The 3,940-nt window shown below is 74.9% G+C and carries 1 protein-coding gene; it reads right to left on the minus strand.

Annotation, left to right across the window (positions count from 1 at the left end; all coding sequences use genetic code 11):
- Window positions 1–3,940 (minus strand): SDR family NAD(P)-dependent oxidoreductase (locus tag ABT297_RS42735; protein ID WP_350559858.1); only part of this gene is annotated, 3,940 nt, incomplete at both ends.

Below are 3,940 nucleotides of genomic sequence, written 5' to 3' on the forward strand. Positions count from 1 at the left end.
GATTCACCGCCGAACCACGAACCACCGCCAACACCGGATGACCATTCGCCACCGCATCCGACAACCGCTCCACCAACAACACCCCGACGCCCTCGCCGAACCCGGTACCGTCGGCCGCGCCGGCGAACGCCTTGCAGCGACCGTCCGGTGCCAGCCCGCGCTGCCGGCTGAACACGATGAACAGCTCCGGGCTGTTCATCACCGTGACACCACCGGCGAGGGCCAGGTCGCACTCGCCCGAGCGCAGCGACCGCACCGCCAGGTGCAGTGCCACCAGCGACGACGAGCACGCCGTGTCCACCGTCACCGCCGGGCCCTCCAGGCCGAAGACGTAGGACAGGCGGCCGGAGACCACGCTCGGGGAGTTGCCCGAGCCGAGGAAGCCCTCCACCTCCTCGGGCACGTTGCCGATCAGGCGCACGGCGTAGTCGTGGTGCATGACGCCGGCGAACACGCCGGTGCGGCTTCCGCGCAGGGTGCCCGGGTCGATCCCGGCGCGTTCGAAGACCTCCCAGCTGGTCTCCAGGAGCAGGCGTTGCTGCGGGTCCATGGCCAGCGCCTCGCGCGGCGAGATCCCGAAGAAGCCCGCGTCGAACTCGGCGGCGTCGTGCAGGAAGCCCCCGTTGCGGGTGTACGAGGTACCGGGGCGCGACGCGTCGGGGTCATAGATGTTCTCGACGTCCCAGCCGCGGTCCGCCGGGAACTCGGAGATCGCGTCGGTACCGGCGGCGACCAGATCCCACAGCTCCTCCGGCGAGCTCACGCCACCGGGGAAGCGGCAGCCCATCGCGACGATCGCGATCGGCTCGTCGGCGCCCGCGACAGCGCTGCGCCGGGTGGGGACCGCGGGAATCCGCTCGGTGTCGCCGGCCAGCCGGGCGTCGAGGAAGGCGGCCAGCACCTCGGGGGTCGGGTGGTCGAACACGAGGGTGGCCGGCAACCTCAGGCCGGTGGCGAGGTTGAGGCGGTTGCGCAGGTCGACCGCCGCGAGCGAGTCGAAGCCGAGATCCCGGAACGCGCGTCCCGGCTCCACCGCGCTCGCCGAGCCGTGGCCCAGCACCGCGGCAACCTGGGTGCGCACCAGCTCCCCCAGCTCGCGCCGGCGCTCGGCGTCGGGCAGGGCGACCAGCCGGCTCGCGGGCGCACCGGCCGCGACGTCACCGGCGAGCGGGCCCGAGGCGGCCCGGCGGGTGACCGGGCGGACGACGCCGTGCAGCAGCCTCGGCACCGGCTCCGTCTCCACCCGGGCCCGCAGCGCCGCCACGTCGAGCGGCATGGCGACCAGCAGCGGCTCCCCGGTGGCCGTGGCCGCGTCGAACAGCTCGAGGCCCTGCTGGTCGGTCAACGCCGGCATGCCCGAGCGGGCGATGCGGCGGCCCTCGTCCGCGTCGAGGTGCCCGGTCATCGCACTGCGCTGCTCCCACAGCGTCCAGGCGATCGACTGGCCCGCGAGTCCGCGGGCCCGGCGGTGCTGGGCGAGCGCGTCCAGGAACGCGTTGGCGGCGGCGTAGTTGCCCTGGCCCGGACCGCCGAAGACGCCCGCGGCCGAGGAGAAGAGCACGAACGAGCGCAGCTGCCGGTCGGCCGTGAGCTCGTGCAGGTGCAGCGCGGCGTCCACCTTGGGCCGCAGGACCGCGTCGATCCGCTCGGGAGTGAGCGACGTGATGGTCCCGTCGTCGAGAACTCCCGCCGTGTGCACCACCGAGGTGAGCGGATGCTCGGCCGGGATGGCGTCGAGGAGCTCGCGCAGCGCCGCACGGTCGGCGACGTCGCAGGCGACGACGGTGGCCCGCGCCCCCAGCCCGGCGAGTTCGTCGACGAGGGCGGTCGCACCCGGCGCGGCGAAGCCGCTGCGGCTGGTGAGCACCAGGTGACGTGCCCCGAGCGTGACCAGGTGCCGGGCGACCCGGGAGCCGAGCAGGCCGGTACCACCGGTGATCAGGACCGTGCCGGCCGGATCGAACGCGATCCCGCCGCCCTCGGCCGCGGCCACCCGGCTCAGACGGGGCGCGTTCGCCTCGCCGGCGCGCAGCGCCAGCTGGTCCTCTTCGGTCGCGGCGAGAACCGCGGCGAACGTGGCGATCTCCCCCGGATCGTCCGGATCGTTGACGTCGGCCAGCACGAAGCGTCCGGGGTGTTCCGACTGCGCCGACCGGACCAGGCCCCAGACCGCGCTGAGCGCGAGATCCGTGACCTCGTCGGCGGGCGTCACCGCCACCGTACCGCGGGTCAGCAGGACGAGCCGGGAGCCGGCGAGCCGCTCGTCGGCGATCCAGCCCTGCAGGAGCTTCGCGACTTCGCGCACGGCGCGATGGACGGCGGCGGCGCCGTCCGCCGGATCGGGCTCGTACCCCGCCAGCGGCATCACGACGAGCTCGGGAGCCGGCGCACCGGCGGCGACGGCGGCACGCACCGCGTCCACGTCCGGGTAGCCGCCGACGCCCAGCACGACCGGTTCGGCGGTGCCGGCAGTGCGGCCGGCGACCCGTACCGGGGTCCATTCGAGGCGGAACAGCGACTCGCGCCGCCCGGCCGCCGCGCGGGGCGCGGTGACCGGGCGCAGCAGCAAGGCGTCGATGGACGCCACCGGTTGACCGGCGGTGTCCCACGCCCGCACCGACACGGCGTTCTCGCCGGCGGGTGCCACCCGGGCCCGCACCGTCGCGGCGCCGTGGGCGTGCAGGGCCGACCCCGTCCAGGAGAACGGCATCCGGCCCGTCTCGGCGCCGGACAGACCGGTGACGTGCAGCACGGCGTCGAGCAGGGCGGGGTGCAGCCCGTAGAACGCGGCCTCGGCCTGATGCTGCGGCGGCAGGCTCGCCTCGGCGTAGATCTCGTCGCCGAGCTGCCAGGCGGCGCGCAGCCCCTGGAACACCGGCCCGTACTCGAATCCGCCGGACGCGAAACGCTCGTACAGCCCGGTCAGGTCGATCGGCACCGCGCCCGGCGGCGGCCAGGCGGCCACGATGTCCCCGGCCGCGGACACGTCCGGGGACAGCATGCCCTGGGCGTGCCGGGTCCAGGGGTCGTCCGGTGCGGCGTCCGCGGGCCGGGCGTGCACGCTGATCGGCCGGTGCCCGTTACCGTCGGGTGCGCCGACTGTCAGCTGCAGGTCCACGGCGCCCGAGCCCGCGAGGGCGAGCGGGATCTCGATCGTGAGGTCCTCCACCCGGCGGCAGCCCACCCGGTCCGCGGCGCGGGCGGCGAGCTCCAGGAAGGCGGTGCCGGGCAGCAGCACGGAGCCCAGCACCCCGTGTTCGCCGAGCCACGGCTGGCTTCGGGTGGACAGCCGCCCGGTCAGCACCAACCCTTCGCCGGCCGCGAGCGTGACGACCGCCCCGAGCAGCGGATGGTCGGCGGGGGCGAGCCCGGCGGCGGCCACGTCCCCGGTGAGCGGGCCGGAGTCCTCGAGCCAGTACCGCTCCCGGCGGAACGGGTAGGTGGGCAGGTCCACACGGTTAGCGGGCACGGAGGCGTACGCCGGCCGCCAGTCCACGCCGATGCCGGCGGCCCACAGCTCGGCCAGCGACCCGTGGAACCGGCTCAGGCCGGCGTCGTCGCGGCGCAGGGTGGCGCACACCAGGGCGTCGGAGCCGGCGGCGCGCGCGGTGTCCTCCAGCGCGACGGTGAGCACCGGGTGCGGGCTGACCTCGACGAAGGCGCGCAGCCCGTCGTCCAGCGCGGCGCGGACGCCCTTCTCCAGCTCGACGGTGTGCCGCAGGTTCCGGTACCAGTAGTCGACGTCGAGGCCCGCCGTGTCCATCGCCGCACCGGTCACCGTGGAGTAGAACGGGATCTCGGCCGAACGCGGGTTGATGCCGGCCAAGAGGCCCAGCAACTCGTCGCGGATCTGCTCGACCTGGACGGAGTGCGAGGCGTAGTCGACCGGAATGACCCGCGCCCGGACATCGCCCGCGACAAGCTCAGCGACAAACGCCTC

The sequence above is a fragment of the Dactylosporangium sp. NPDC000555 genome, from assembly GCF_040300025.1.
GTDB lineage: Bacteria > Actinomycetota > Actinomycetes > Mycobacteriales > Micromonosporaceae > Dactylosporangium.